Source organism: uncultured Pseudomonas sp. (assembly GCF_913774235.1).
In the GTDB taxonomy this organism is placed as follows: Bacteria; Pseudomonadota; Gammaproteobacteria; order Pseudomonadales; family Pseudomonadaceae; genus Chryseomonas.
This window is the reverse complement of the sequence record NZ_CAJYDW010000009.1, coordinates 1-25,746: the sequence shown is the minus strand read 5'-3', so window position 1 is coordinate 25,746 and position 25,746 is coordinate 1. Positions and strand designations below refer to the sequence as shown.

Annotated in this window: 21 protein-coding genes and 1 tRNA gene; 7 read left to right on the top strand and 15 right to left on the bottom strand. The window is 65.4% G+C overall.

Annotated elements, in window-relative coordinates; genetic code table 11:
- Positions 1-31 precede the first annotated feature (31 nt).
- Genes iolD through iolC form a run of 6 tightly spaced genes read right to left on the bottom strand, consistent with a single transcriptional unit; the run spans position 32 to position 8,119 of the window.
- Positions 32-1,969 carry a 3D-(3,5/4)-trihydroxycyclohexane-1,2-dione acylhydrolase (decyclizing) gene (gene iolD, locus QZ471_RS08350; RefSeq protein WP_295462606.1) on the bottom strand — a complete coding sequence of 646 codons (1,938 nt, stop codon included), beginning with the start codon at positions 1,967-1,969 and terminating at the stop codon, positions 32-34.
- A 39-nt stretch (positions 1,970-2,008) separates the two neighbouring features.
- The gene (locus tag QZ471_RS08345; protein ID WP_295462605.1) at positions 2,009-2,845 is read right to left on the bottom strand and encodes a TIM barrel protein; all 837 of its coding nucleotides are present in this window, start codon (positions 2,843-2,845) and stop codon (positions 2,009-2,011) included.
- Positions 2,846-2,875: 30 nt separating this feature from the next.
- Entirely contained in the window at positions 2,876-4,375 is a 1,500-nt protein-coding gene (locus QZ471_RS08340) for a CoA-acylating methylmalonate-semialdehyde dehydrogenase (RefSeq protein ID WP_295462603.1), read from the bottom strand.
- Between the two features lie 51 nt (positions 4,376-4,426).
- Positions 4,427-5,242, bottom strand: coding sequence for a 5-deoxy-glucuronate isomerase (gene iolB, locus QZ471_RS08335; RefSeq protein WP_295462602.1), 816 nt, complete (start codon positions 5,240-5,242; stop codon positions 4,427-4,429).
- A gap of 11 nt (positions 5,243-5,253) precedes the next feature.
- Positions 5,254-6,156 carry a myo-inosose-2 dehydratase gene (gene iolE, locus QZ471_RS08330; RefSeq protein WP_295462600.1) on the bottom strand — a complete coding sequence of 301 codons (903 nt, stop codon included), beginning with the start codon at positions 6,154-6,156 and terminating at the stop codon, positions 5,254-5,256.
- 25 nt (positions 6,157-6,181) lie between these two features.
- A complete protein-coding gene (gene iolC / locus QZ471_RS08325) occupies positions 6,182-8,119 on the bottom strand; it encodes a 5-dehydro-2-deoxygluconokinase (protein WP_295462598.1) in 1,938 nt (645 codons plus the stop codon).
- Between the two features lie 227 nt (positions 8,120-8,346).
- On the opposite strand from iolC, the gene QZ471_RS08320 reads away from it, so the two are divergent.
- A complete protein-coding gene (locus QZ471_RS08320) occupies positions 8,347-9,261 on the top strand; it encodes a MurR/RpiR family transcriptional regulator (RefSeq protein WP_295462596.1) in 915 nt (304 codons plus the stop codon).
- Positions 9,262-9,390: 129 nt separating this feature from the next.
- On the opposite strand, the gene QZ471_RS08315 is transcribed toward QZ471_RS08320, so the two are convergent.
- The 3 genes from QZ471_RS08315 to QZ471_RS08305 form a co-directional block, all read right to left on the bottom strand.
- Positions 9,391-10,296, bottom strand: a complete 906-nt coding sequence (locus QZ471_RS08315; RefSeq protein ID WP_295462594.1) for a sugar phosphate isomerase/epimerase — start codon at positions 10,294-10,296, stop codon at positions 9,391-9,393.
- 68 nt (positions 10,297-10,364) lie between these two features.
- Positions 10,365-11,534 (bottom strand): Gfo/Idh/MocA family oxidoreductase, encoded by a 1,170-nt coding sequence (locus tag QZ471_RS08310; protein ID WP_295462592.1) that lies wholly within the window; start codon positions 11,532-11,534, stop codon positions 10,365-10,367.
- Between the two features lie 14 nt (positions 11,535-11,548).
- Positions 11,549-12,475, bottom strand: coding sequence for a TIM barrel protein (locus QZ471_RS08305; protein ID WP_295462590.1), 927 nt, complete (start codon positions 12,473-12,475; stop codon positions 11,549-11,551).
- A 138-nt stretch (positions 12,476-12,613) separates the two neighbouring features.
- Between QZ471_RS08305 and QZ471_RS08300 the strand changes: the two genes are divergently transcribed.
- Positions 12,614-13,660 carry a LacI family DNA-binding transcriptional regulator gene (locus QZ471_RS08300; RefSeq protein WP_295462588.1) on the top strand — a complete coding sequence of 349 codons (1,047 nt, stop codon included), beginning with the start codon at positions 12,614-12,616 and terminating at the stop codon, positions 13,658-13,660.
- 53 nt (positions 13,661-13,713) lie between these two features.
- On the opposite strand, the gene QZ471_RS08295 is transcribed toward QZ471_RS08300, so the two are convergent.
- Positions 13,714-13,998 carry a helix-turn-helix transcriptional regulator gene (locus tag QZ471_RS08295; protein WP_295462586.1) on the bottom strand — a complete coding sequence of 95 codons (285 nt, stop codon included), beginning with the start codon at positions 13,996-13,998 and terminating at the stop codon, positions 13,714-13,716.
- On the bottom strand, positions 13,992-15,329 hold the full coding sequence (locus QZ471_RS08290; RefSeq protein ID WP_295462584.1) for a HipA domain-containing protein: 1,338 nt from the start codon (positions 15,327-15,329) through the stop codon (positions 13,992-13,994). The genes QZ471_RS08295 and QZ471_RS08290 overlap by 7 nt, the downstream gene beginning before the upstream one ends.
- 269 nt (positions 15,330-15,598) lie before the next feature.
- Between QZ471_RS08290 and QZ471_RS08285 the strand changes: the two genes are divergently transcribed.
- Positions 15,599-15,675, top strand: a tRNA-Met gene (locus QZ471_RS08285).
- Positions 15,676-16,022: 347 nt separating this feature from the next.
- Here the strand turns inward: QZ471_RS08285 and otsA are convergent.
- Positions 16,023-17,471, bottom strand: a complete 1,449-nt coding sequence (gene otsA, locus QZ471_RS08280; RefSeq protein WP_295462582.1) for an alpha,alpha-trehalose-phosphate synthase (UDP-forming) — start codon at positions 17,469-17,471, stop codon at positions 16,023-16,025.
- A gap of 1 nt (position 17,472) precedes the next feature.
- Positions 17,473-18,231, bottom strand: a complete 759-nt coding sequence (gene otsB, locus QZ471_RS08275; protein ID WP_295462580.1) for a trehalose-phosphatase — start codon at positions 18,229-18,231, stop codon at positions 17,473-17,475.
- Positions 18,232-18,359: 128 nt separating this feature from the next.
- On the opposite strand from otsB, the gene QZ471_RS08270 reads away from it, so the two are divergent.
- Positions 18,360-18,893 carry a hypothetical protein gene (locus tag QZ471_RS08270; RefSeq protein WP_295462578.1) on the top strand — a complete coding sequence of 178 codons (534 nt, stop codon included), beginning with the start codon at positions 18,360-18,362 and terminating at the stop codon, positions 18,891-18,893.
- A gap of 15 nt (positions 18,894-18,908) precedes the next feature.
- Here QZ471_RS08270 and rimI read toward each other — a convergent pair whose 3' ends face one another.
- Together rimI and QZ471_RS08260 are read right to left on the bottom strand one after the other, a co-directional pair.
- A complete protein-coding gene (gene rimI / locus QZ471_RS08265) occupies positions 18,909-19,361 on the bottom strand; it encodes a ribosomal protein S18-alanine N-acetyltransferase (RefSeq protein WP_295462577.1) in 453 nt (150 codons plus the stop codon).
- A complete protein-coding gene (locus QZ471_RS08260) occupies positions 19,361-20,179 on the bottom strand; it encodes an energy transducer TonB (protein WP_295462575.1) in 819 nt (272 codons plus the stop codon). The genes rimI and QZ471_RS08260 overlap by 1 nt, the downstream gene beginning before the upstream one ends.
- A gap of 161 nt (positions 20,180-20,340) precedes the next feature.
- On the opposite strand from QZ471_RS08260, the gene mksB reads away from it, so the two are divergent.
- From mksB to mksF, 3 genes are read left to right on the top strand one after another with little or no spacing between them, the layout of a single operon-like run.
- A complete protein-coding gene (mksB, locus tag QZ471_RS08255) occupies positions 20,341-21,603 on the top strand; it encodes an Mks condensin complex protein MksB (RefSeq protein WP_295462573.1) in 1,263 nt (420 codons plus the stop codon).
- Positions 21,593-22,267, top strand: coding sequence for an Mks condensin complex protein MksE (mksE, locus tag QZ471_RS08250; protein WP_295462571.1), 675 nt, complete (start codon positions 21,593-21,595; stop codon positions 22,265-22,267). The genes mksB and mksE overlap by 11 nt, the downstream gene beginning before the upstream one ends.
- Complete coding sequence (mksF, locus tag QZ471_RS08245) at positions 22,264-25,065, top strand: Mks condensin complex protein MksF (protein ID WP_295462569.1); 2,802 nt, start codon at positions 22,264-22,266, stop codon at positions 25,063-25,065. The genes mksE and mksF overlap by 4 nt, the downstream gene beginning before the upstream one ends.
- Positions 25,066-25,746: the final 681 nt, after the last annotated feature.

The following is a 25,746-nucleotide window of genomic DNA, read 5'->3' as shown; positions in this document are numbered from 1 at the left end:
CTCATTGGAATTGTTGTGGAGCGAACGGCGATCAGTACTGGCGCGCCTGGGCGGCTTTTTCCTTGAGCACCTGGGCGACGGCGGCGATCTTCTCACTGGTGGAGACCTCGGCCCCGCCCACCCGCCACCAGGACAGGTAGCCGTGCAACATGGTCTTGGGCAGCACCTTGATATCGATGAGGGTGGAGACGGTCTGCCGGCGGGCATCGGCCAGGGCGGCGTCCAGCTCCTCCAGGGTCTTCACCCGGTAGGTCTTGCAACCGTAGGCGGCGGCGCTCATGGCGAAGTCCACCGGCACGAAGTCGCCGTCGAGCCGGCCGGTCTCCGGGTTGCGGTAGCGGAACTCAGTGCCGAAGCTGCCCATGCCGTGACCGACCTGGAGGTTGTTGATGCAGCCGAAGGCCATGTTGTCCAGCAGCACCACGTTGATCTTGCGGCGCTCCTGGATGGAAGTGGCCAGCTCCGAGTGCAGCATCTGGTAGGAGCCATCGCCGACCAGGGCATAGACCTCGCGCTCGGGCTCGGCCAGCTTCACCCCCAGGGCAGCGTTGATCTCGTAGCCCATGCAGGAGTAGCCGTACTCCAGGTGATAGGTGTTGACGCCCTTGCTCTGCCAGGCACGTTGCAGGTCACCCGGCAGGCTGCCGGCGGCGGCGACGATGATGGCGTCATCGTCCAGCCGTTCGTTGAGGCGGCCGAGCACCTGGCTCTGGGTCAGGGAGGAACCGGTCAGGCGGACGAATTCCTCCAGCACCGCGCGCGGCAGGTCGTCGTCGATCTCCGGGACGAAGTCGGCGCCGGTGTAGCCGGCCGCATAGACCCGCTCCACCTCTTGGCGATAGCGCTCTCGGGCCTCCCCCACCTGGGCGCCCCAACCGGCGCGGTAGTCGGTAGCCCCTAGCGCCTCGGTGAGGGCCAGAAGCGCCTCGCGGGCATCGGCCACCACGGCCAGGCCGTCGAGCTTGCCGGCGTCGAAGGCGGCCACGTTGAGGTTGAGGAATTCCACCTCGGGATGCTGGTAGAGCCATTTCGAGGAGGTGGTGAAATCGGTGTAGCGGGTGCCCACGCCGATGATGAGGTCGGCCTCCTTGGCCAGCAGGTTGGCGGCCAGGCAACCGGTCTCGCCGATGCCGCCGACATTGAGTTCGTGGCTGGAGACGATGGCGCTCTTGCCGGCCTGGGTCTCGGCGAAGGGGATCTCGAAGCGTTCGGCGAAGCGCTGCAGGGCCGCGGCGGCCCCGGAGTACTTCACCCCACCGCCACAGATCAGCAGCGGCTTGCGCTTGCGGGCCAGCAGCCGCACGGCGTCCTCGATGGCGGCAGCCACCGGCGGCCGGCGATCCAGGCGGTGCACCCGCTTGGCGAAGAAGTAGTCGGGATAATCGTAGGCCTCGCCCTGGACATCCTGGGGCAGCGCCAGAGTCACGGCGCCGGTCTCGGCCGGATCGGTCAGCACCCGCATGGCATTGATCGCCGCGCTCATCAGTTGCTCGGGTCGATTGATGCGATCCCAGTATTTGCTCACCGCGCGGAAGGCGTCGTTGGTGCTGATCGACAGGTCGTGGAATTGTTCGATCTGCTGCAGCACCGGATCGGGCTGGCGACTGGCGTAGACGTCCCCGGGCAGCAGCAATAGCGGGATGCGGTTGGCGGTGGCGGTGGCCGCGGCGGTCAGCATGTTGGCCGCGCCCGGGCCCACCGAGGAGGTGCAGGCATAGATCTGCCGGCGCAGCTTCTGCTTGGCGAAGCCGGTGGCGGCATGGGCCATGCCCTGCTCGTTGCGGCCCTGGTGCACCACCAGCTCGCCGGCGTCCTGCTCCAGCGCCTGGCCGAGGCCCAGTACGTTGCCATGGCCGAAGATGGTGAAGATGCCGGCGACGAACTTGGTCTCGACACCGTCGACGCTGAGGTACTGGTTATCGAGAAATTTCACCAGGGCCTGGGCCATGGTCAGACGTTGGGTGCTCATGGATTCACCTTGTTGTTATGGGAGTCGCGGACTGGCCGATCACGCCGACGCCGCGGTGCAGCTTAGCCGCTCCTGCAACAGGCGCATGCTCTGCGCCAGCGCCGGCGCGACATCAGGTAGCGCCTGGACACTGGCGGCGAAGGGTTCGAAAGACAGCGCACCACGATAGCCATCCTCCAGCAGGCGCTCGAGCTGGGCCGCATTGCCCAGGCGATCGACCGCCTCGACCAGCACCCGATGGGCATCGCGCAACTGCTCCACCGGCACCTCGGCGGCTACCCCGGAAATATGCACCAGTCCGGTCAGTTCGGCGAAGTACTCGGTCTCGCCGGCCAGGTGGTGATGGAAGGTATCGTGTACCAGGCGGAAGACATCCAGTCCGCCAATGGCGCGGATGGCCTCCACCGCCTGGCGCTTGAAGCGCAATGCGCTCTCCGGAAAACCCAGCGGCTCGACGAAGCCCAGCACGCCGTGGTCGCGAAGGATCGGCGCCAACTCGCTCAGGGCGGTGCGCAGCTCCCGGGCGCGCTGGGCCGCGTCGCGGTGGTCACCACTATCGTTGAGCGGGCAGAGCACCAGTCCCTCGGCGCCGCAGTCCCGGGCATAGGCGGCCAACCGCAGCGCCTGGGCGCGGCGTTCGTCGTTCCAGACGTCGAAGGGATAGAGCGCATTGATCGACAGGATGCGCAGACCCGCGGCCTGGCACAGCGCCCGCACCTCGGTCGCCGGGGTGCCATCCTCCAACTCGACGCCGGGGAGATCGTTGCGGATCTCCACGGCGTCGCAGCCCAACTGCCGGGTCAGTTGGAGGAAGGCTGGCAACGTGAGGGACGGCGCCACCATGCGGTTGAGGGCGAAACGCAGGGGTCGACTCATGGCAGGGACTACTCCGGCAGAGGGAAGGCCTTACTTGGCGGTGGGCATGCTGAATTCGGCGCCCTTGGCGATGCTGTCGGGCCAGCGCTGCATCACGCTCTTGTAGCGGGTGTAGAAGCGCAGGCCTTCCTCACCATAGGCATGGTGGTCGCCGAACAGGGATCTCTTCCAGCCGCCGAAGGAATGCCAGGCCATAGGCACCGGGATGGGCACGTTGATTCCGACCATGCCGACCTTGATGGTGCGGGCGAAGGCGCGGGCTATGCCGCCGTCGCTGGTGAAACAGGAGACACCGTTGCCGAATTCATGGGCGTTGATCAGTGCCACCGCACTGGCGAAGTCCGGCACCCGCACGATGCCCAGCACCGGGCCGAAGATCTCTTCCTTGTAGATAGTCATCTCCGGGGTCACGCCGTCGAACAGGGTGGCACCGACGAAGAAGCCATTCTCGGCACCGGGGACCTTGAAGCCGCGCCCGTCCACCAGCAACTTGGCGCCCTCTTCCACCCCTTTGGTGATATAGCCCTCGACCTTGGCCTTGTGCTGGCCGGTCACCAGCGGGCCCATGTCGGCATCAGACTCCACGCCATTGCGCACCCGCAGGGCATCGATGCGCGGCAAGAGCTTCTCGATCAGGGCGTCGCCCACCTCGCCCACCGCCACGGCGATGGAAATGGCCATGCAGCGCTCGCCGGCCGAGCCGTAGCCGGCGCCGATCAGGGCGTCGGCGGCCTGGTCCAGGTCGGCATCGGGCATCACGATCATGTGGTTCTTGGCGCCGCCCAGGGCCTGGACGCGCTTGCCGCGGCGGGTGCCTTCCTGGTGGATGTATTCGGCGATGGGCGTGGAGCCGACGAAGGAGATGGCCTCCACGTCCGGGTGCTGCAAGAGGGCGTCCACCGCCACCTTGTCGCCCTGGACCACGTTGAACACGCCATCCGGTAGCCCCGCCTGCTTGAGCAGGTCGGCCAGCAGCAGGCTGGCGGAGGGATCACGCTCGGAGGGCTTGAGGATGAAGGTGTTACCGGTGGCCAGCGCCATGGGAATCATCCACAGCGGTACCATCACCGGGAAGTTGAAGGGGGTGATGCCGGCGCAGACGCCCAGCGGCTGGCGCAGGTTCCAGTTGTCGATGCCGCCGCCGATGTTGTCGGTGTAGCTGGTCTTGGCCAGGTGCGGCGCGCCGCAGGCGAATTCCACCACCTCGATGCCGCGGGTCACCTCGCCCATGGCGTCGGACAGCACCTTGCCGTGCTCACTCGTAATGGTGGCCGCCAGCTCCTTGTGGTGCTGGTCGAGCAATTCCTTGAAGCGAAACAGGATGCGCGCCCGGCGTAGCGCCGATTGCTCGGACCACTCCGGAAAGGCCGCCTTGGCCGCGGCGACAGCCTGGTCCACGGTCTGGGCCGTGGCCTGGGCGACCCGCGCCTTGACCACACCCTCGGCCGGATTGAAGACGTCGCTGAAGCGCTCGGCCTGGGTCGAGACCTCGCCGTTGATGTAGTGCCCGATGACGGGGGTGTCGCTCATGTCCTGAATCCTCGTGTCCTGGGGTCGCCGCCATGGCGAAGGCGAAAGGGGTTACCGGGTCAGCAGCCACTCGTGCTGCGGATCGTTGTGGAATTTCCAGATGCGCTTGGGCCCGGCCATCACGTTGAGGTAATAGGACTCGTAGCCATAGGGCACGCTGACCGGGTGATAGCCGCGTGGCACCAGCACCACGTCGTGGTCTTCCACCGCCATGGCCTGGTCCAGGTCGCGCTCGTCGGTGTAGACGCGCTGGAAGACGAAGCCCTGGCCCGGATCGATGCGGTGGTAGTAGGACTCCTCCAGCAGACTCTCCTCCGGCAGGTTGTCGCGGTCATGGCGATGGGGGGGATAGCTGGAGGAATGCCCGGACGGGGTACGCACCTCCACCACCAGCAGCGAATGGGCCGCCGCCGTGTCCGGCAGGATGTCGCAGACATAGCGGGTATTGGCGCCCTTGCCGCGGGTGGAGCGCGCCATGTTGGCCGGCTCGATCAGCCGCGGTGGCAGCCGGTCTGCCACCACCGGATTGCCCGGCGAGGTACAGATGGCGATTTCGGCGGTGCTGTCGGCGGTCACCCGCGCCTCACTGCCGGGCGGCAGGTAGGCGGCATAGGGCGAGACGTCTTCGAAGACGCTCTGGCGACCGGCCAGCCCCCGCCAGGCGAAGTCGCCCAGTTGCGGATGCCCGCCTTCGATACTGGCGCCGCCGCTGAGCAGCACGATGCAGACTTCCAGATCACCCGCCACCACCGGCAGGGATTCACCCGCCTGCAGGCGATGGGCCGCGAAGCCGACGTACTTCAGGGCACCGGCCGGTACCCTGACGAGGTCGCGGGAGGTCTTGTCAGCTTTGACGAGCAGATTCATCGCGGGTCTCCTCAGGCGGTTGCCTGCGCCACCAGCTGGCGCAGATGGTCATAGCCCTTCTTGGCGTATTCGTAGGCCGGCGCCACGGCCGGGTCCTGCTCGGCCTCCACCACCAGCCAGCCCTGGTAGCCGCCGGCCACCAGCACCTTGAGCAGCGCCGAGAAATCGATATCGCCATCGCCCGGCACGGTGAAGGTGCCGTTGAGGATGCAATCCGGAAAGCTCCACTGATTGTTGCGCGCCAGTTGCACCACGGGCTTGCGCACGTCCTTGAAGTGCACGTGGCAGACCCGGTCGAGATGCTGCTGCAGCACGCTCAGCGGCTCGCCACCCCCCATGTAGCAGTGGCCGGCGTCGAACAGCAGGCCGACATCCTTGGAGGTCAGCGCCATCAGCTGGGCGATGTCCTCGGGCGACTCCACATAGGCACCCATGTGGTGGTGGTAGGCCAGGCGCAGGCCCTGGCTCAGGGTGAAGGCGGCCAGACGGTCGAGCTTCTCGGCGTAGGCCTGCCAGGCGGCGTCGCTGTGGAAGCGCGGCCGTTCGATCAGGGGCACGCGCTGGCCCTGGATGGAGCCGGCCACCTCGCCATAGACCAGCACCTTGGCACCGTTCTCGGCCAGCAGCCGGCAGTGCGGACGGATCGCCTCTATCTCGGCCTCGACGTCACGGTGCGCCAGGCCACTGGAATACCAACCGGAGACCAGCTCCAGGCCATGCTGGCCGAGCACCTGGCCCAGCGCCTTCGGCTCGCTGGGAAACTTGCCGCCCAGTTCGAAGCCCTGGAAGCCGATCTCCTTGCCCTCACGCAGGATGGTTTCCAGCGGAGTGTCGCCACCCAGGGCCGGCAGGTCATCGTTGGCCCAGGAGATGGGATTGATGCCGATCTTGAGTCTTTGTTGTTGTGCGGTCATGTCAGCCTTGCTCGTCGGATGGCGATCAGGCGCGGGCGTCGCGCCAGGCCTGGATCAGGAATTCGAAGTTGCCGCGGATCTGCGCGATCAACCCGGCGTCGTCGATCTCGCCGGCCAGCCAGGCCCGGCTCGGCTGGCCGAAGATGGTCCGGCCCACGGCGAAGCCACGGCAGGTCGAACTGCCCCGGGCCTGGCGGAACCCCTCGGCCAGCTCTTCCGCCGGAGCGTTCAGCCCCAGCAGCACCACGCCCTGGCAATGGGGGTCGCGTTCGGCGATCAATTCGTCGAGCTGCTGCCAGACCGCCGTCGGCTGCGCCTCGATCTTCCACCACTCGGGATAGATCCCCAGGTTGTACAGGCGCTTGATGGCGCGATAGAGCACATCGGGCCGGGTCGAGGCGTGCTGCTTCGGCGGGATGACCTCCAGCAGCAATTCATGACCACTGGCCTGGGCCGCCTGGTACAGCCCCTTGAGCTGGGCTTCCTGCTCCAGGCGCAGCAGCGGCTCGTCGTCAGGGTGGAATTGCACCAGGCACTTGATGATCTGCTCGCCCGGCCAGCTCAGCAGATTACTGCCCACCGAGCGACCGTGTTCGAAGGCCAGCGGCCGCGAGTTCTGCAGCTCCACCGGCCGCGCCACCCACCAGCCACGGCCGGTGGCGGCGTTCAGCGCATCCTGGCCGAAGCGCTCGTCGGCCAGCAGCCCGACATTGGCCGCCACGCCCTGCCGCGCCAGATCCTGTTCGACCTGCTCGATGGCCTGGACGAACAACTGCTTGAGCGCCGGAATCCGCGCCGGATCGGCGCCCACCTGCTGGGCACACTCCACCAGCTGATAGCGATGGTCGAAGGCGAAGATGAACAGCTGTTGCCACTCGCGGCGCCGAACACTGACTCGATGCAGCCGATTGAGCACGGGATCGAGGTCCGGCCGGGTGATGGGCACCGGGCTGTTGTGCAGATAGTCCAGCTCCGCCAGGGTCGGCATGGCCGGGGCGCAGGCGTGGCGCGACACCACCAGGCCACCGCAGGCATTGGCCAGGCGGCAGCACTCGGCATCGTCGCCGCCAGTGAGCCAGCCGCGCAGGAAGCCGGACATGAAGGCATCGCCGGCGCCCAGCACATTGAGCACCTCGACGCGGATGCCACGATGGATCTCGCCGTCTTCCAGCCGGGCCGGAATGGCGCCGTGGATCACCGTGCAGCCCTGGGCACCGAGCTTGACCACCAGGGTCGCCGCGGTCACCTCGCGCACCCGGCGCAAGGCGCTGAGCAGATCCTCGCTGCCGCCGGCGATCTGGAATTCCTCTTCGGTGCCCACCACCAGGTCGAAGCGCGGCAGGATGCGCTGCACGTGGGCGCTGACCTCGGCGCTGGCGATGAAGCGGGTCTCGCCATCGGCCTTGCCGGTCAGCCCCCAGAGCACCGGGCGGTAATCGATGTCCAGCACCCGCTTCACGCCGTGGCGCTCGGCATAGTCCAGCGCCCGACTACTGGCCTGGAACACGCCGTCGGTGGAGAAGTGGGTGCCGGTGATCAAGAGCGCCTTGGCGCTGGCGATGAAGGCTTCGTCGATGTCGTCCGCGGACAGCGCCATGTCGGCGCAATTTTCGCGATAGAACACCAGGGGGAAGGTCTCGCGATCCTTGATCCCCAGCAGCACCATGGCGGTCAGTCGCTCGCGATCCACGGTGATGCCGCGGGTGTCGCAGCCCTCGCTCGCCAGCTGCTGGGTCAGGAAACGTCCCATGTGATCGTCGCCGACCCGGGTCAGCATCGCCGACTTCAGCCCCAGCCGGGCGGTGCCGAAGGCGATGTTGGCGGAGGACCCACCCAGATACTTGGCGAAGCTGGCGACCTCCTCCAGCGGCGCACCGATCTGCTGGGCATAGAGATCGACGCCCAGGCGTCCGAGGCAAATCACGTCCAACGGGCGCCCGCTGGCGAAGAATTGGTCACCCATGGGTGGCTCCTGCTTATTGTTATCGCCGCGATCGCTGCATCAGGATCGAGCTTGTTCGGAATGAACCCAGGCTAGAACGCGAAAACACAAAAATCAATATTTTTTTCAAATAGAATTTTATAGAATTAATTTTCCAATCGGCCGCCAGAGCTTTCCCGTCCGCCACTTCGACGACATCCGGCGAATGGGTTACCTTGCCGACAGCACAGATAAGAGAGAAAGCCTCCATGTCCTCCGAGACCTTGCCCGACGACATGCCCTCGGGCGGTCCCCACGCCGAACCGCCCCTCAGCGTCGAGCTGTTGCTGGCCGCCATCGCCAACGACTACGAAAGCCTGCCCCGTCAGCTCAAGCGCGTGGCGGTCTACGTCAGCCAGCAAAGCGACCGGGTGATGGTCGACCGCATCAGCGATATCGCCAGCCAGTGCGAGGTACACCCTTCGGCCATCGTGCGCTTCTGCCAGAGATTCGGCTTCAAAGGCTTCAGCGAGATGCAGGCGCTGTTTCGCGAGGCCTATACCCACAAGACCACGCCGGTGCAGAACTACCAGCAGCGCATCCGCAACCTGATCGCCAACAAGAGCAAGAACGAGAGCGGCAGCGATCTCGCGCGCGAATGCATCAACGCCACCCGCTCCGGAATCGAGCGACTGGGCGAGGAACTGGACGACGCGGCCTTCGACCAGGCCATCGAACTGCTGGTGAATGCCGAGAACATCTATGTGGTGGGGGTGCGCCGCTCCTTCGCGGTGGCCGACTATCTGGTCTACAACCTGCAGCACACCAAGAAGCGCATCCATCTCATCACCGGCCTGGGCGGCGGCTATCGCGAGCAGATGCGTAGCATCGCCCAGGGCGACCTGCTGATCGCCATCAGCTTCAGCCCCTACGGCAAGGAAAGCCAGCAGTGCGTGCGCATCGCCCAGCATCACAAGGCCAAGACCCTGATCATCACCGACAGCACCCTGTCGCCGCTGGCCAAGCGCGCCGACGGCCTGCTGCTGGTCAGCGAGGGCAGTGCCTTCGCCTTCCGCTCCCTCACTGCCACCCTGTGCCTCTGCCAGGCGCTGTTCCTGGCGCTGGCCTACCGGCTCGAATTGAAGATGGACGATATCCAGCTCGCCCAGGACGACGAGGACTGACCCCCGCGCCCTGCCCGGTCATCCGCCGCCCCGCCGTCCTGGCAGGTGAATGGCCGGAAGGCGGAAGCCCATCCATGCAAACGCCCGGCTCATCGTCGCTGGCCGGGCGGTTGCGTCACACCGCAGACGTCAGCGTAGCCAATACTTGTCCACGTACTTCTGGATCTCCTGGCGCATGAAACGACTGGACTCGTCGGCCCGATCCTCCCAGCCGAACACGCAGGAGGTGACAATGCCGTCGAAACCCACCTTGGCCAGGGAAGAGAAGAACAGATCCCAGTCGATCTCGCCCTGATACATATCCATGTGCTGATGCACCGTGACCTGCGCACCAGGCGGATTGACGATGTAGCGCATCCCGGAAGACGCCTTGTGATTCCAGGTATCGGCGACGTGAACGTGGTTGATGAGCGTGCCGGCGTCCTGAATCATCTGCGCCATGTCGTCGCCGAAGTAGAAGGTATGGGGCGCACAGTAGAGGAACTTGACGTTATTCGAGCCGATGCTCTTGAGCATGTCGACAGCCGGGTGCAGCGTCTCGCACCAATCCTCGGGATGGGGTTCCACGTTCAGGGTGATGCCTTCGCGCTCCAAGATGGGCACCAGCTCCTCCATGGAGCGCCACCAGGCCGCCTCGCTGGACTCGTGACTGTGGCTACCACCGCAGCAACTGATGCGATGGCCCCGCTCGGGCGAAGGACCGCGGCCGAACTCCGAATTCATGGTGTCGCAGCCCATCTCAACGGCGACCTGGATGGCTTCCTTCCAATAGCTCACGGCGGCCTGGCGCTCGTCCTCGTGGGGGCTCGCCCACCGGTACATGGGCAGTAGCGAAGCCAATTGCACACCATGGTCCTTGAGCGCCTTCTTAAATTCGGCGATGCGCTCCCGGTGCGCGCGCGGTCGTTTCCACCAGGGCAAGAAATCTTCCCGCGGCGCCAGCTCGATGTAGTCGAAGCCCGCTTCCGCGACGTGGCGGCAGGTCTCCGCCAGGCTCAGGTTGCGGAACATGTAGGGATCTATGGCTATTTTCATTGTGTTTTCCCCTTGTCTTGAAAATCGTAGAACGGCAAACCGGCCCTAGGCGGAGCCGGTCCTGGGCCCTAATAATCGATCCAGACCCCACCGCGATCGGCGGACTCCACGCAGCGTTCCACCCAGCGCACGCCCTCGACCCCGGCATGGATGTCTGGATAGCGAATCTGCACCAGGGCCGCCGTGTCGCCACGGTTGGCGGCATCCATCGCCAGGGCGAAGCGGTAGTAGAGATTGGACCAGGCCTCGAACAGCCCCTCGGGATGGCCGGCGCCGATACGGTCGTCCAACAGGGCGTTGGCGTGCAGATAGCCCATGCCGCGCTCGAGCACCTGCGCAGGCTGGCCCTGCACCTCGAAGCTCAGCTGGTTGGGCCGCTCGTCCCACCACTCCAGGCTGGCGAGCGAACCGATCACCCGCACCTTCTGGCCGTGCATGGAGCCGGCATTGACCGCGCTGGACCAGACCCAGCCCATGGCGCCCCCTTCGTATTCCATCAGGGTGTAGGCGTTATCTTCCAAAGGCGCGCGGCTCTTGACGAAGCTCTGCCGGTTGCATTGCAGCCGCTTGATCTTGAGATCGGGCAGCAGGGTTTCGGCGATGTACAGCGGATGGGTCCCGACATCGCCCAGCACATAGCTCGGCCCGGCCAGGCGCGGATCGACCCGCCACTTGGTGGCCTCGCTCTGCGCCTCCACCGGCGTACTGTGGAAGCCATGGGCGAATTGCATGTGCACCATGCGGATCTCACCGAGCTGGCCGGCGGCGATCATCTCCCGCGCCTGCTCGATGAGCTGGTGGCCGGCATAGCCATAGGTCACGCCGACGATGCGGTTATGCGCCTGAGCGATCTCGCGCAGGGTCTCGGCTTCCGCCAGCGTGAAGCACAGCGGCTTCTCGCAGACCACGTGCAAACCGGCTTCCAGGGCGGCCTTGGTGATGGCGAAGTGGGTGCCGTTGGGAGTGGCCACGGAGATCGCCTCGACGCCATCCGCGCGCCCGGCTTCCCCGGCGATGAGGCTCTGGTAGTTCGCATAACAGCGCTCGGGCGCAACGCCCAGGGTTTCGCCGAAGGCCTGGCCGCGGGCCGGGTCTATGTCAAAGGCGCCGGCGACCAGGACGAAATTCTGGTCACGCAGGGCGGCGGAGCGATGGATGTAGCCGATCTGGCTGTTCACTCCACCACCGACCATGGCCCAGCGCAGGGGGCGGGAAAGACGCTTGCTGCCGTTGATCATCTGCTGAGTCCTTGTTATCGGAAACCGGCACGGGTGAGATAGGCGCGGCTCTCGGCCACGTCGTCGAGACTGCCGTTGGCGTTGCGCGGGTCGCGCTCCTGCTCCACGGTGATGTAGCCCTGATAGCCCAGTTCCTCGATCAGCGTGCGCAGCGCGGGATAGTCGATGACACCCCGGCCGAGCGGGCACATCACCCCCTGGGCGCAGGCCTCGAAGAAGCGGATACGCTCGTTCAGCACCCGGTCGAACACCCCTTGATCGATGTCCTTGAAGTGCAGGTAATCCAGGCGCGACTCGTATTGCCGCAGGGTCGCAGCGGGGTCCATGCCGGCGTAGTAGAGATGCCCGGTATCCAGGCAGAGTCCGGCGATCTCGTGCGGAATATCGTCCACCAACCGCGCCAGCTCATCGGCGAATTCGATGTAGCCACCGGCATGGGGATGGATCACCGCCCGCACGCCATACTCCTGCCAGGCCAGGGTCGCGATGGCGCGAATATGCGCCATCAGGGTGTTCCAGGCCGCATCGTCCAACCGCGGCGCGCGATCGGAATGGCCGGCGGCGTAGTCCCGCTCGTCATGGCCCCAGTCGATCACCACCAGATAGGGCAGCGGGAAATGCTGCCCGGCTTCCGGCTCCACCGCGGGCAACTGCTTGAGCAGGGCGCAGATGTTGTGGGTCTGAGTCAGCAGCGAGGGCAGATTGGCCGGATCGACCAGGTCGTCGAAAATGGTACCGGCCACCACGTGCAGGCCGTTCTCGCTCAGGACCTGGCCGACCTCGGCGGCATCCAGCGGCAGATAGCCATAGGGCCCCAGCTCAATGCCACGGTAGCCGGCCAGGCCCGCCTCGCGCAGGACCAGCCGCCAGGGCGGCAGGAAGGGATTCTTGACGTCATCGACGCCCCAGCAACAGGGCGCGGTGGAGATGTGAATAGCCATGGGGCGGCTCCGATATTGTTGTTTTGGCGCCTACGGCAGGCGTGTTCCGGATGCTAAGACGGGCCCACCAGGGCTGCTATAGTGCGCGGCGCGAACCTGTCAAAACCTCTCATGGCCAGGCGAGGAGCCTTTCATTTCATGTCAGATTCCGCAGCTACTCGTCGCCCCACCATGGCCGACGTGGCCCGCGCGGCCGGGGTCAGCCTTTCGACCGTCGACCGGGTGCTCAACCTGCGCGCCAACGTACGGGCGGACACCGCGCAACGCATCGCCACCGCCGCGGCCAAGCTCGGTTTCCATGCCCAGGGCGTCATCGAGCAACGCCTGCGCCACGATAAGCCGACGCTACGGCTCGGCTTCCTGCTGCAGAAAAGCGGCGTGGCCTTCTATCAGGGCCTGGCCCAGGCCTTGGCCGAGGCGGCGGCAGCCACCGCACGCGCCCGGGTGCGAGTGATGATCGGCTATCTGGATGACCTGGACCCGCTGGCGGTGGCCCGCCGTATCGAGGCCCAGCGCGGCGAAGTCGATGCCCTCGGCGTGGTGGCGGTCGACCATGTGGCGGTACGTGAAGCGGTGTCGGAACTGCGCCTGAACGGCATGCCCGTGCTGGCGATGATTTCCGAATTGGCCACTCGCGCCGGCGCCGGCTACCTGGGCGTGGACAACCGCCGGATGGGGCGCGTCGCCGGCTGGTTCGTCACCCGCCTCGCCCGGCAGCCCGGCCCGGTGGCGGTGATGGTGGGCAGCCAGAGATTCCAGTGCCAGGAACTCTGCGAACTCAGCTTTCGCAGCTACCTGGCCGAGGCGCCGGGCGACTGGGAGCTGCTGGCGTCCCGCCTGACCCTGGAAGACCCGGGCTACGCCCGCGGCAATACCCTCGACCTCCTGGCCGCCTATCCAGACCTGACGGGTCTCTATGTGGCCGGCGGCGGCATCGAGGGGGTGATCCAGGCCCTGCAGGACTTGCACGGTCAGGGTTTGCCACTCCCGACCGTGGTCTGTCACGACCTCACCCCCGTCACCCGGCAAGCCCTGCGCAGCGGACTCGTCCAGGCCGTCCTCTCCCATCCTCGAGAGCTGTTGGCCCGGCGCGCCGTGGATGCCCTGGTGGCCGCCAGCCTGGATAACGGCCAACCGGGCTACGAACTGCTGCCCCTGCAACTGGATGTGCCGGAATGTCACTAGTGCGGGCTATCGCCTGGAGCTGAAACCGGACGAGGACGACGGGGGCACCCCGTTCAGGGCCGAGTGCCGGTGCGCAGCGCCAGTGACAACCGCAGGCCAAATACCCGAAACACCGAGTCCAGCGTCTTCACCGTCGGATTGCCGGTTCCATGCTCCAGCTGCAGCAAGGCGCCGAGGGAAATCTTGCACATTCGCGCGAAAGGCGCCTGGTTGAGTCCGGTCACCTCGACCCGCAGCCGGCGCACGGCGGTGGCGAAATCGAGTTTGCCGTCGATCACGCCCTGGCAGATGTCGGTGATCAGCTGATCGCGCTCCGCGACGTCCAGCGGCCTTACCATAACCCCCACTCCTGCAGCCGCTGTTCCATTCGCAACCACGGCAGGCGCTGCTCCTGCTGACGGACGTCCGCGGGCACCGCCGTCAGCAGATCAGGCAAGGCCAGAAACCCCCGGGCCTGCTCGCGCAACCGGGCGAAGAGCCAGCCTGGCGCCTCGGCTCGGTATCCTCCGCGATTCGCCAACTGGCGTTCCAGATCATCGCAAAGACTGCGCCAGGGCGGCGATCCCGCCTGCTCTCCACGCCACTTGGTGCTGCGGCTGATCCCCTCCAGATCCAGCACCATGGGCGCCAGGTCATAGATAGGCGCCAGCTCCAGCCGATCAGCATGGCGCAGCACGCTTAGGTTGCGCCCATGGTTGTCGGAGTTGCCCAGAATTCGATTGAGCAGATCGCGCCGCACGTATTCGAACACCAGCGCCTCCACCTCGTTGCCCTGACCAGCGAGCTCCCAGAGTTCGACCAACCGCCCCACCACCTCCTCATGAATCAGATACGAGCCCGGCTGGGTATTCCCGCATAGGGAGTAGATGGACTCCAGCGCGATGCGCTCGACGCCAGCCGCGCTGACCCGGCGATCGAAGCGCGGCAACCAGAGGCTGGGCTTCTCACCCTCTTCAAGGGCCAGGCCTTCCAGCGCTATGGTGTTCAGGCCCAACTCACTCACCGCTCGGTAGTAGTGATACTCGGTACGGAGGATGTCGCGATCTCGGGTGGTCGCCTGACCGCGGGCGAACTTGACCAGCCAGTGGCAGTGCGCCTGATCGTCCGCCAAGGCGGCATCAGCGTGCAGTTTTCCCTGGACATCTTCGGTCAGCAGCAGCTTGGGGGCCTCACCGCCAGCGCCGGTCGCGCCGCCCATGGCCGCGCCCTGCTCATAGGCGTATTCGAGAAAATCGTCGGCGCGGGCTATCACTTCATCCCGTGAAAATGCCCGGGAGACCGAAACTTGCGGCACTACGGAGCTCTCGATTCGTAGGTGGCCTATAGGTGCTGGCGTACAACGTGCCAGCAAGAAGAGCTCCGGGTCCCAGTCGGCCGGCCGCTCGTGACCGAAACGCCGCTCCAGCCAACGACGCGCGGCTCCTGCGGGCAACAGGTCATAGACGAAGGCGGGCAGACCGGTATCGCGCCAGGCCGTCCAACTCAGGCGTTGCGCTGCACTGACCGATACCGCGAAGGGCGAATCCAGCCGCTCATAGTGCTCGGCCAGATAATTGGGCTCGTAGCCACTGATACATAAGGACTCCGCCTGTCGCCCTGGCTGCGCGAAGGTTAGCGACAACGCATCCTGCCAACGCCCCTCGACGAACGCCTGAACTTTGAGCTTCATGCCAAGACTCGAAATATCAATTTAATGAAAATGATCCTAGCCTTAAGCCCCTATTTTATCAATAAAATGAAAATTATTGGTCATAGGCCTAGATCAAATTACATTAAAATAGAACTCTGCCATTCAGTGAAACGGGTAGCGGCAGAGTCTGCGACAGCGATACCCAGACTTGCGGTACCCCTCGCTTAACCCTCTGATCGGTCAGTGAAAATTCTTGGACTACGGGCTTGACAGCGACTCCCGCCTTGCCAATAATGCGCGCCTCGGATGGCTACGTAGCTCAGCTGGTTAGAGCATAGCATTCATAATGCTGGGGTCCGGGGTTCAAGTCCCTGCGTAGCCACCACCTATTTCCAAGGGTCAGCGTAAGCTGACCCTTTTTTATTGCCCGCGAAAAAGCCTAGCCGGTGCACCGCTCTTGGTCCCTTCTCCCCCTGGGAGAGGGCCAGGATGAGGGCGCCGCCGCCCCATTCATTGCCAATGGCTGGCTTTTCCACCCCCATGAAAAAGCCAGCCCGCTATCGCGACGGCTGCGGTTACCGCCAATCCTCCCGGCTGCACCGCTCCTAGTCCCCTCTCCCTCCGGGAGAGGGCTAGGGTGAGGGTACCGCCCCCCGTCCATTGCCAATGGCTAGCTTTCTCACACCCACAAAAAAGCCCGGCCTGAGCCGGGCTCCGTTGCAGCTGTCGTCGTTACAAGGCGACCTTCTGCTTGCTGGGCGCCTCCTCGCTCTCGACCGCCTCGCTGTCGATGGACTGCACCAGCGCCCTGGAGCTGAAGGCCCGCAGATCGCGCAAGAAGTTGTCGCGCCAGGACGCCAGGTCCGCCTGGCGGATCACGCGCATCATGTCCTCATAGCGCGCCTTGCGCTCGTCCAGCGGCATGCGCAGCGCCCGATCAAGCGCCTCGGCCATGCCGATGTGGTCGTAGGGATTCACGATCAGCGCCGAATTGAGTTCGCGTGCCGCCCCGGCGAAGCGCGACAGCACCAGCACGCCCGGATTCTCCGGGTCCTGGGCCGCCACGTACTCCTTGGCCACCAGGTTCATACCGTCACGCAACGGCGTCACCAGGCCCACGTCGGACGAGCGGAACAGCCCCATCACCGTGCGCCGGTCGTAGCTCTTGTTCAGGTAGCGGATGGGCGTCCAGTCCAGCTCGGAGAAATGGCCGTTGATATGACCGGCATGACTCTCCAGTTGGCGACGGATGTTCTGGTAGGACACCACGTCCGCCCGCGACGACGGCGCGATCTGCACGAATTGCACCGCGCGATGATGCTCGGGGAAATGCTCCAGCAGCTTCTCGAAGGCCTGGAAGCGCTCCACCAGACCTTTCGAGTAGTCGAGCCGGTCGACGCTGACGATGGTCTTGTAGGGCACGCCCTCGATGCTGCGCGAGATGAACTGGCGCCGTGTGCGATAGGACTCGGCCTGCTTCTGGATCACGTCCGGCATCACCCCGATGGGATAGACGCCGACGCGGAAATTATGACCATAGGCGGTCAGGCTGCCGTCCTTCTCCAGCACCCCGCGCACCTCGCGGGTGATGTAGTCCTGGAAGGCCAGTTGGTCGGTATCGGTCTGGAAGCCGATCAGGTCGTAGAAGCACAACGTTTTCAGCAATTCGTTGTGCGGCGGGATGGCGGTGAGGATTTCCGGTGCCGGGAAGGGAATGTGCAGGAAGAAACCGATGCGGTTGCGGATGCCCAGCATGCGGCAGGCTTCGGCGAAGGGAATCAGGTGATAGTCGTGCACCCAGATGATGTCGTCGGGCTTGAGCAGCGGCTTCAGGCGTTCGGCCATGGCCATGTTGACGCGTCGATAGCCGTCATACTCTTCACGGTTGTAGCGCGCCAGGTCGATCCGATAGTGGAAGATCGGCCAGAGGGTAGCGTTGGAAAAGCCACGGTAGTAGTGGTCGTAGTCGCGCTTGGTCAGGCCGAAGGTCACGTAGTCGATATTGTCCTTGGTCTGGGTCTTCGCCGGTCCGTTCTCCTTGACCGTCTCGCCGTTCCAGCCGAACCAGATGCCTCCCGACTTGCGCAGGGCATCCAGGACACCCACCGCCAGGCCACCCGCGGTCGCCTTGCCTTCCTCGATCGGGGCTACCCGATTCGATACCACCACTAAACGGCTCATCCTAATCTCCTTGCTTATAATGTGGCGCGAGGTCGCGACTCAGGTCCTGCAGCCAGCGGGCAACTGCCTCCACCGACGGCAGGCGGGCCTTGGCGACCGTTTCCCCTTCCCCTACCTTGACGGACAAGCCGCCTCGCGCATTGACGACAGCGAACCCTTCTTCGTCGGTACGATCATCACCGACGAACACCGGCAGGCAGCCGGCAAAGGGTCGCAATTCCATGAAACGGGCAACGGCCTCGCCCTTGCTCGCCGCAGCGGGCTTGAGTTCGAAGACGCACTTGCCGGGTTGCAGCTTGAATTCAGGGTGCTTGGCCGCGATGCCTTCGGCCAGTTCGCGCACCAAGGCTTCTTTCTCAGGCGCCTGACGATAATGCAAGGCGAAGGCCACGCTCTTGCGCTCGAGTAGCAGCTCGGGATGCGGCGCCAGGGCCGCTTCCAGATGCTCGCGGACCTGCGCCAGCAGGTCAGGCTCGAGGGTCACGCGATGGATCTCGCCGTCCGGATCGCGCCACTCGGCGCCATGTACACCCGCCGCTGGCAATCGCAGCGGCGCCGTGAAGCCATCGATCTCCGCCAGCGGTCGGCCGGATACCACGGCCACGGCATGTCGACGGGCCAGTCGCTCCAGCGCAGCGAGGGTTTCGGCGGGAATGAAGACCTGTTCCGGACGTGGCTGCAGTTCTGCCAGGGTGCCATCCAGATCGAAGAAGAAGGCCAGCGGCTGGCCCGATGAGGTGAGGCTGTCGAGGTCGATCATGCAAGGTACGACTGCCGGGTCACCGTATGGTTTCGTTCACGCCGCCCGGCAGCGCCAAGGAATTCCTCCGGCCGCCTCGCAGTCCCAATCAGGGAGACGCTCTAGCAGCCAAGCCTTTGGAGACCACGATGAACAAGCCCGACATCACCAAGACCCCCGAAGAGATCGACGACATCCAGGACCGCATGGGTGATATGCGCGAACTGGACTTCAGCGAGCGCAAGGATGATCGCGGCGGTCGCATCGGCGACGAACTGGACGAGCGCGATTATCAGGGCCAATTCCCCGAAGAGCGCGTGCGCCAGGCCGGCCTGACCGGCGGCGAAACCCTGGATCACCAGCCGACGATGGACGATGCCAGTCCGGAAACCCTGCTGGATGAAACCGGCGCCCGCTCACCGAGCGACTACGGCGACGCCTGGCCCAACGACAAGGACCTGAGCGTGGTCGATGACCGTGATATCGGTGGCGGCGCCGGCCAGGATGAAGCCGAGCTGGGGCGCAGCCATCCCCTGGACGGCCAGGCCTGGGACGGCGAAGCCGACGAGCCCAACGAAGCCGAAACGCAACGCGACGCCCGCTACGCCGACCTGGACGCCAACGACGAAGACCTTGCAGGCGAAACCAGTCTGGATCTGGACGAAAAGCGCGCCGATCACTGATCGACGCCGCCTGGGCTAGTCCAGCAAGGTACTGGCCATCACCAGTGCATCTTCCCGACCGCCGACCGCGGGATAGTAATCCCGCCGGCGGCCGATCTCGTTGAAGCCGTAGCGCTCGTACAGTCGATAGGCCGCCTGGTTGCTGGCCCGCACCTCCAAGAAACATTCGTTGGCCTTGGCCTTGCGCGCCTCCTGCATCAGATGTTCGAGCAAACGCAGGCCCAGGCCGCGGCCCTGATTCTCCGGCTTGACGGTGATGTTGAGCAGATGGGCCTCGTCGAGGATCACGTTGATCACCCCATGTCCCACCTGCTGGTCGCCTACCAGCATCACCCAACAGTCGTAGGACTTGAGCGCATCGAGAAAGATGCCGCGTGTCCAAGGGTGGCTGAAGGCCTGGTATTCGATCTTCAATACCGTGTTCAAATCGGCTTCGGTCATACGCCGAAAGCGCACCGCATCGTTCATTACTTATCCGTCCAGCGACGCCGCACAGGGCGCATGGCTTGCCAGAGCGCGGCCTTGGCAGCCGGCTCTTCCATCAATATCTCCAACCCCGGCACAAGCCAGGCGGGCCCCAGCGCCGTCTCCCGCTCCACGCCGGTCTCGTCGTGCGGCTCGACCCCACTGTAGCGCCGCGCCGCGCCGCCGATCAGCCAGAGGCCGAGCCCCTCGCCCAGCCGCTCCTGGTGCGCCGCCACGAAGCTCTGCACGAACTCGGCAGCCGCCGCGGGCCCCTGGTCGAGTTGCCCGCTGTTGAGCAGCGGCCAGCGAATGGGTTCTTCGCTGACGATTCGCGGCACGTCCGGCAAGCCCGCCGCACGCAGCAGGTCGCGCAGCAGCAGATAGGCGGGATCGCGCGCGCCCAGGGCATCCCCGGTCGGCAACTCTAGCAACAGCAGGCAGCGCCCGGCCTGCAGCAGTTGCAGGGCGAAACGCGGCGCCGGCTCACGCGGGGGCGGGGGCATGCGTTCGACTTCCGGCTCGACCACGACGGTCGCGGCCGGCTTGGCCGGACCAGGCCGGGGAATCTCGATGCGCGGGCGGGTGGCGGCCGGCGCCTCGACAGCGGGCGGAGCCGCCGGAGCCGGCTCGGGCCGCACCACTCTGGCGACTACGGGCGCCGCTTCGACCTCTTCCACCCACAGCGCCTCCGGTCGCGAAGGCGCGGCGAAGGGCAAGGGCGTGCGCGGCACCCAGACATCCAGGTCCAACGCCTGCAGATAGGCACGACGACGCGCCTCGGCGGCGAGCGACGGGGAAGCGGAAGCGGCGGCGTCGGACATGGGCGGATCCTTGGGACACGCGGCGAGATAATTCGGGGCGGCATTGTCGCGCGGATCGCCTGGGATCGAAAGGCCGCCCTGCCCATCGGTCCCACCGCTGTCACATCGAAGGCTCTGGCGTCTGGAGTACAATGGCGCTTTTGCCTGGTGCGGTCCCCACCATGATCGACCCCAAACGCGTCCTGCGTACCCTTGCCGAACACTGGCACCTCATCGATCCGCTGTGCGCCCATTTCGACAGCGGTACCCTGGGGCTGGCCGAGTTGCGCGCCCGCCTGGCCGAGCAGTTACCCGAGCGCACGCCGGCCGACCTCACGGCCCTGCTCGACACCTGGATTCGCCTCGACATCCTGGTACCGGTGGCCAAGAGTCCCAACCGCTTCGAACTCAACGGCCAGATCCACGACTTCCTCGGCTATCTGAGACGCGAGCATCGCCTCGGCCTGTGCCTGGAGATCGAAGCCTACCTGCGCCACCTGGAACGCCTCGCCGGCCATATCCGCGAGGCCTTCGACAATCGCGATGGCCCGGACCTGGCGCGCCAACTGCGCCTGCTGGACATGCGCGTGCGCGACGTCCTCAAGAAGCTGGCCAACGACGGCCACGCCCTGGAAGGCGTCGCCGAGCGCGCCAAGACCAGCGACCGCCAGATCCCGCTGCGCCAGCGCTATGCCGAGGTGTTGGCCACCTGGGACGAATACGTCGAGCCGATGATCCAGCTGGTGGCCGCCGACGGCGCCTTCGAGCGCGGCGTCTATCGTGTCGAACAGGTGCTGCTGCACCTGCTGGGCGAACAGCAGCGCCTCGGCCACCTGGTCGACGACGATCTGCTGCTGCGCACCCAGGCGCGCATCCTGGAGATGCACAACGCTGCCCAGTTGGCCCTGCGACGTGCCCGCGAATTGCTGCTGCCACTGCGCGAAGAAGCGCGCCGGCACAATGCCGTTACCCGCGGCGCCGCCCTGGCCCTGGCCGCCATCCGCCGCAAAGGTCTCGATGCCGTGCCCCAGGCCGCCCTGCCGCTATTCAGCCGGCCGCAAAGCGTCTTTCTCGGTACCGCCGCCCAGGTGGAGAGCTACGTCTACGCCCTGGCCCGCTTCGAGCCCAAGCCGGCACGCTTCCCCAGCCAGTCGGGTCGTTCGCGTGACACCCACCGCCCGGCGGCGCCACGCACGGTGCGCGAGATGCTCGACCTCTGCCAGGACGCCCTACCGCTGCCCGACCTCATGGCCTGGCTGCTGGAACAGGAACCCGCTGGCGACACCGACGAGCTGCTCTACTGGTTCTCGCGCCTGTCCCGCGATGCGCGCTTCCAGCGCCAGCGCCTGGACCGCCGTCACTACGACACCCTCGAACACCGCGTCAGCCTGTGCTCCTACGCCCTGGCCGCCCGATCCTCTGCGAGCGATGCCCATGCAACTTGATCTCAACGAAATGACCCAGCTCGCGCCCATCTTCCGCGAGCTGTTCAAGGGCTATCACCTGTCCCGCAGCGAGCCCGAGTGCTACGCCCAGCTCAGCCAGCAGCAGGACCAGTACCGCGCCCTGTTCCGCGCCCTCGGCTTCGAGCTGGTCTGCGATCCGCGCGGCTTCTACTACTTCGTTCCCGAGCAGATGGGCACCCAGGTCAACAAGACCGCCCAACGTCTGGCGCTGTTCACCTTCATCCTGGTAGAGCATCTCGCCGACCAGGGTCGCGACCCCCTGGCCGTGCTCGACGGCGGCACCCTCGGCCGGCCCGAGCTGCCGGCCCTGCTGGACAAGTACCGCGACCTCTTCCTGCAGGCCGAGGTCACCACCCAGGACGAGCTGGAAGAAAAGATCCTGCGCCGCCTGACCCAGCTCGGCTTCGCCCTGGACAGCAACGGCAGCTACCGCTTCCTGCCGCCCATGCACCGTTTCCTCGACGTCTGCCTGGCCGTGCAACAGGACCGCGACCTGGCTGCCAGCCTGCACGCCAGCGACCTGCCACTGCCAGCACCGACCCTGGCAGGCGATGAAGAAGGCGCCGAGGACGGCAGCGACGAGGATGACGAAGAGGCCGCCCTGGCGCGCGCCATCGCCGAAGAACGGGAGTTCGACCTATGATCCGCTACGGCATCAGCCGCTTCGCCCTGCTCAACACCGCCGGCTACAGCCTGGGCCTGTTCCCGCTGGAGCAGCCGCTGTCGGTCTACGGCGCCAACAACCTGGGCAAGAGCGCCTCGATCAACGCCCTGCAATTCCCCATCCTGGCGCGGCTCTCCGACATGAGCTTCGGCAAGTACAGCAGCGAGCAGTCGCGCAAGTTCTACTTCGCCACCGACACCAGCTACATCCTCGTCGAACTGCGCCTGGCCCATGGTCCCCACGTCATCGGCGTGGCCGGACGTGGCCCGGGCGGCGGCTTCGGCCACCAGTTCTTCGTCTATGCCGGCGAACTGGACCTGGCCCACTACCAGCGCGACGGCACCTGCCTGCGCCAGCGCGAGCTCTTCGCCAACCTGGAGCGCGCCGGCCTCAAGGCCTATGAGGTCAAACCCGAGGAATTGCGCCGCCTATTGGTCGGAGGCCATACCAGCATTCCCCTGGACCTCACCCTCATTCCGCTCAGGTCCACCAGCGAACAGAGCCTCAAGACCTTCCGCGCCCTGTTCATCAACCTGCTGCACATGCGCGAGATCACCGCCGCCAAGCTCAAGCAGCTGTTCCTCGACGCCTTCGAGCACAGCCTGAGATCCGGCAGCGTCGACTATATCGCCGCCTGCGAAGAAGCCTTCCGCGACGTCCGCCGCATGGAGCAGGACTACCAGTCCCTGGTCGCCGCCGGCCCGCTGGTGGAAGCCCTGGCCAACGGCGTCGAACAACGCGACCGCCTGCGCGGCAAGCTGCACCGCCTCTCGCCGCTGCTCGACAGCCTGCTCGGCACCTGGCAGCACTACGCTATCGACCGCCGTGACGAACTCCTGGCCCAGAGCGAGCACTACCGCCTGGAGCAGGACAGCCTGCAGCAGAACCAGCGTGACGGCACCAGCGAACTGATGCGTCTGGAGCGCGAAGTCAGCGGCTTGCAGCGCTGGCTCGCCGAACTGGCCCAGCTCAAGCATCGCTTCGCCCTGGTGGATTCCACCGCGCCCCTGGAAGCCCAGCTACTGGCCGCCAAGGACGCCCACGACGAACTGGCCGGCGCCCTCTCCCAGTCGCGCCAGTTCAGTAGCGAAGACCTCGACCAACGCGTTCGCGAACTGGAGCAGCGCCTCAAGGGCCTGCGCCAGCAACTCGACCACGCCGACAACAACAGCTATGCCCGTCTGCGCGAGGAATTCAGCCAGGCCGACGTCGAACGCCTGATGCGCCTGTTCAACGGCCAGCTGTTCAGCCTGCCGCTAGGTCCCAAAGGTGTCGAACTGGCCGAAGACGGCAGCTGGCTGAAGACCCTCGAAGGCATACTGGAACGCTTCGAAGGTGATCGCTTCGAACTGCCCGGCCTGTCCCTCGATCTCTCCGGCATCGAACCGCCGACCCTCCAGGCCCTGGCTGACCGGGCCGCCCTGCGCGACCAGAAAGACCGCCTGGAGCGCGAGCTCAAGCAGCTCAAGGCCCAGCAGGGCGTCATCGCCGACCGCCAGGCCAGCAAGGCCCAGGCCGAAGCTCTTTACCAGCAGGTCCTGGATGCCCAAAAGGCCCTGGAAGATTTCCGCCGCTGCCAGACTCTGAGCGCCGAGGAAAACGAAAAGCTCGAACAACTGGCCCAGTTGGAAGCCGCCCAGGACGAACTGCGCCGCGCCGGCGACGCCTTCACCGAACGTGTTCAGCAACTCTCCGCCAAGCTGCAACTGATCGGCCGTCAACTGGCCGACCTGGAAGCCAAGGACCGCACCCTGGCCGACGCCCTGCGCCGTCGCCAGCTGTTGCCTACCGACCTCCCCCAGGGCACGCCCTTCATGGAAGGGGTGGACGATTCCCTGGAGAACCTGCTGCCGCTGCTCAACGACTACCAGGACACCTGGCAGGCCCTGCAGCGCGCCGACACCCAGATCGAAGCCCTCTACGCCCAGGTCCGCCTCAAGGGGGTGGCCAAGTTCGACAACGAGGAAGATCCCGAGCGTCGCCTGCAACTGTTGATCAACGCCTATGCCCATCGCCAGGACGAAGCCCTGACCCTGGCTAAGGCCCGCCGCGCCGCCGTCACCGACATCGCCCGAACCCTGAGAAACATCCGCAGCGACTACGACAACCTCGAACACCAGCTGCAGCTGTTCAACAGGGAGATCAACCGCAAGCAGGTCTCCAACCTGGAGAGCTTCCGCATCGTCCTGGCGCCGAACAAGGACGCTCTCAAGCACATCGACCAGATCATCCACAGTGCAGGTCAATACGAGGAAGGCGAAACCCTCTCGGTGTTCGACCTCACCCAGGACAGCGCCCAGGACCAGAAGAACGAAGAAGCTCGGGACTATCTGGCCCGATTGGTAGCCGCCAACGGCAACCAGCTGGGCCTCAAGGACCTGTTCGAACTGGCCTTCGAGATCACCAAGCAGGGCGGCCAGCCGATCCTCCATACCGACATCGACGGCGCGGCCTCCAACGGCACCACCATGACCATCAAGGCACTGACCAACATGTACCTGTTGCTGCATCTGATGGACCGGGAACGCGCCGCCAAGATCCGCCTGCCCTACTACCTGGACGAAGCCGCCGACATCGACGAACGCAACCAGCAGGCCCTGATCGAGACCAGCCAGCAACTGGGCTTCGTGCCCATCCTGGCCAGCGTCAAACCCCAGGTCAGCGCCCAAGTGGCCATCGACCTCGAAGCCGGCAGCGGCCCCGGCGGCATCTACATCGACGAGGCCGACTGGAAATACATCGCCAAACGCGACCTGGCCCTGCCCGAACCGGCTTGAGCCCCTCCAGAAAGCAGAAAGCCCGGCACCTGCCGGGCTTTTTCATAAGCGACCGCTGCTGATACAACAGCATTCGTAGGCGCCTTGTTTATGCAGCCCTGGTGATTCGTCGACCCTTCAATTTCCTAGAACCCCGTAGGAGCGAGCCAGAGCGGTCGCTACAGCGCACCGGCATGACCGCGATAAGCCAGTTGCCCCTACAGACGTTGCACCTTATGAGCGGCGATAGGCCAGGCTGTTGTGGCTCTTGCGCTCTTGCAGACGCTCAGCAGCACATTATCCAGCAGGCACCCTCAAGCCTCCGCCACTCGGCTCTGGTCCCCTCTCCCCCTGGGAGAGGGCTAGGGTGAGGGCACGCCTGACTTCGGAGCCTCGGGAGAGATAAAGAGAGAAAGGTTACGAGATCCACATGGAGTACGTCCCGCTAGGACTGACCCGCTCTTCACAGCGCCGCGCGCCCAGCTCGCTCACGGAGCATCCAGACAACCTTGCAGGGCTGCAGCCCTGACTCGGCCTGTCGAGCTTTTTGTGACGTACTGATTCAGGGTCATTGATAGCGACCACTGCCCTATCGCGGCAATAGGCCGCTCCTACAGACGTTGTACCGTAGGAGCAGTGATAGCCCGGCGCAGCCGGGCTGCTTTTGCTCTTGCGCTCTTGCAGACTCTCAGTCGCACGTCA

What these genes read in the sequence shown, in the direction of transcription:
- iolD (WP_295462606.1), bottom strand. Translation starts at nt 1,969, where the DNA reads ATGAGCACCCAACGTCTGACCATGGCCCAGGCCCTGGTGAAATTTCTC.
- QZ471_RS08345 (WP_295462605.1), bottom strand. Translation starts at nt 2,845, where the DNA reads ATGAGTCGACCCCTGCGTTTCGCCCTCAACCGCATGGTGGCGCCGTCC.
- QZ471_RS08340 (WP_295462603.1), bottom strand. Translation starts at nt 4,375, where the DNA reads ATGAGCGACACCCCCGTCATCGGGCACTACATCAACGGCGAGGTCTCG.
- iolB (WP_295462602.1), bottom strand. Translation starts at nt 5,242, where the DNA reads ATGAATCTGCTCGTCAAAGCTGACAAGACCTCCCGCGACCTCGTCAGG.
- iolE (WP_295462600.1), bottom strand. Translation starts at nt 6,156, where the DNA reads ATGACCGCACAACAACAAAGACTCAAGATCGGCATCAATCCCATCTCC.
- iolC (WP_295462598.1), bottom strand. Translation starts at nt 8,119, where the DNA reads ATGGGTGACCAATTCTTCGCCAGCGGGCGCCCGTTGGACGTGATTTGC.
- QZ471_RS08320 (WP_295462596.1), top strand. Translation starts at nt 8,347, where the DNA reads ATGTCCTCCGAGACCTTGCCCGACGACATGCCCTCGGGCGGTCCCCAC.
- QZ471_RS08315 (WP_295462594.1), bottom strand. Translation starts at nt 10,296, where the DNA reads ATGAAAATAGCCATAGATCCCTACATGTTCCGCAACCTGAGCCTGGCG.
- QZ471_RS08310 (WP_295462592.1), bottom strand. Translation starts at nt 11,534, where the DNA reads ATGATCAACGGCAGCAAGCGTCTTTCCCGCCCCCTGCGCTGGGCCATG.
- QZ471_RS08305 (WP_295462590.1), bottom strand. Translation starts at nt 12,475, where the DNA reads ATGGCTATTCACATCTCCACCGCGCCCTGTTGCTGGGGCGTCGATGAC.
- QZ471_RS08300 (WP_295462588.1), top strand. Translation starts at nt 12,614, where the DNA reads ATGTCAGATTCCGCAGCTACTCGTCGCCCCACCATGGCCGACGTGGCC.
- QZ471_RS08295 (WP_295462586.1), bottom strand. Translation starts at nt 13,998, where the DNA reads ATGGTAAGGCCGCTGGACGTCGCGGAGCGCGATCAGCTGATCACCGAC.
- QZ471_RS08290 (WP_295462584.1), bottom strand. Translation starts at nt 15,329, where the DNA reads ATGAAGCTCAAAGTTCAGGCGTTCGTCGAGGGGCGTTGGCAGGATGCG.
- otsA (WP_295462582.1), bottom strand. Translation starts at nt 17,471, where the DNA reads ATGAGCCGTTTAGTGGTGGTATCGAATCGGGTAGCCCCGATCGAGGAA.
- otsB (WP_295462580.1), bottom strand. Translation starts at nt 18,231, where the DNA reads ATGATCGACCTCGACAGCCTCACCTCATCGGGCCAGCCGCTGGCCTTC.
- QZ471_RS08270 (WP_295462578.1), top strand. Translation starts at nt 18,360, where the DNA reads ATGAACAAGCCCGACATCACCAAGACCCCCGAAGAGATCGACGACATC.
- rimI (WP_295462577.1), bottom strand. Translation starts at nt 19,361, where the DNA reads ATGAACGATGCGGTGCGCTTTCGGCGTATGACCGAAGCCGATTTGAAC.
- QZ471_RS08260 (WP_295462575.1), bottom strand. Translation starts at nt 20,179, where the DNA reads ATGTCCGACGCCGCCGCTTCCGCTTCCCCGTCGCTCGCCGCCGAGGCG.
- mksB (WP_295462573.1), top strand. Translation starts at nt 20,341, where the DNA reads ATGATCGACCCCAAACGCGTCCTGCGTACCCTTGCCGAACACTGGCAC.
- mksE (WP_295462571.1), top strand. Translation starts at nt 21,593, where the DNA reads ATGCAACTTGATCTCAACGAAATGACCCAGCTCGCGCCCATCTTCCGC.
- mksF (WP_295462569.1), top strand. Translation starts at nt 22,264, where the DNA reads ATGATCCGCTACGGCATCAGCCGCTTCGCCCTGCTCAACACCGCCGGC.